Source organism: Paraburkholderia lycopersici, from assembly GCF_900096975.1.
Lineage (GTDB): Bacteria > Pseudomonadota > Gammaproteobacteria > Burkholderiales > Burkholderiaceae > Paraburkholderia > Paraburkholderia lycopersici.
In genome coordinates, this window is the sequence record NZ_FMYQ01000085.1 from 1 (window position 1) to 1,252 (window position 1,252).

Genomic DNA, 1,252 nt, shown 5'->3' on the forward strand with positions numbered 1-1,252 from the left:
TCGAGCGCGCGCACGAGCACGTCGTTGACCTTGTACTCTTCGCACGGGTTCGAGAACATCATGCGCATGAAGTTCGCGCTGTACGACAGATCGTTCTGCGGATACACGAACGGCTGGCCGATCGAGTACTTGTACGCCATGGCGACGAGCGTCGGCAGCTTCGCGATCATGCGGATCGCCGACACTTCGCGGTGCTTCGCGTTGTTGATGTCGAGCGAGTCATGATAGAACGCCGACAGCGCGCCGACTGCGGCAACGAGGATCGCCATCGGATGCGCGTCGCGACGGAAGCCGCGGAAGAAGAACTGCATCTGCTCGTGAACCATCGTGTGCTGCGTGACGGTCTTCACGAACTCTTCTTTCTGCGCGGCGTTCGGCAGTTCGCCCCTGTACAGCAGGTAGCAGGTTTCGAGGAAGTCGGCGTTTTGCGCGAGGTTGTCGATCGGGTAGCCGCGGTAGAGCAGCTCGCCCTTGTCGCCGTCGATGTACGTGATCGCGGAGTTGCACGACGCCGTCGACATGAAGCCCGGGTCATACGTGAACTTGCCGGTCTGACCGTACAGTTTGCGGATGTCGATCACATCCGGGCCCATCGTGCCCTTGTAGATCGGCAGTTCGACGCTCGGCGAATTGTCGCTGAACGATAGCGTGGCTTTTACATCAGACGGAGTCATAGCACATCCTCAATCGAAGATAAACACGGGATTCGATAGTTTTGCACGTCCAGCACGGCGCCCGCTTGCATAAGGGCGGCGCCGCAACGCTCAGACGTTCCGAAGCAGTTCCAGCACCCGCTTCACGTCCGGGTCGGCAAGGTCGCCTTCTGGTTCCTTGCGCGCGAGCAGCAAGTCCATCAGGTCGTTATCGCTCAGCTCGAGCAGACGCGTAAGAGCGCCCACGTCGGCGTCGCTGAGGTCATGCTCATAGCGGCCAAAAAAGCGCTCGAAAATCAGGTCGTTTTCGAGCAGGCCGCGCCGCGCGCGCCAGCGAAGGCGCGCGCGGCGAAGGGGGTCAGACTGGTGCGATTCCATTTCAGGGCTGCAGCATCAAACTGCGCGGCGGAACATCAGTTCCTTGATCTTGCCGATCGCCTTGGTCGGGTTCAAGCCCTTCGGGCAAACGTCGACGCAGTTCATGATCGTGTGGCAACGGAACAGGCGGTACGGGTCCTCGAGGTTGTCGAGGCGCTCGCCGGTTGCTTCGTCGCGGCTGTCCGCGATGAAGCGGTAAGCCTGCAGCAGACCTGCCGGGC

At 60.9% G+C, this 1,252-nt stretch carries 2 protein-coding genes and 1 pseudogene; all 3 read right to left on the reverse strand.

The window, feature by feature from the left end; genetic code table 11:
* Positions 1-674, reverse strand: a 674-nt coding sequence (locus tag BLU17_RS32100) for a citrate/2-methylcitrate synthase (RefSeq protein WP_281247886.1), incomplete at its 3' end; no start/stop codon positions are given.
* Positions 675-764: 90 nt separating this feature from the next.
* Positions 765-1,031 (reverse strand): FAD assembly factor SdhE, encoded by a 267-nt coding sequence (locus BLU17_RS32105; protein WP_092006778.1) that lies wholly within the window; start codon positions 1,029-1,031, stop codon positions 765-767.
* 15 nt (positions 1,032-1,046) lie between these two features.
* A pseudogene (gene sdhB, locus BLU17_RS32110) lies at positions 1,047-1,252 on the reverse strand (succinate dehydrogenase iron-sulfur subunit); the annotation flags it as partial.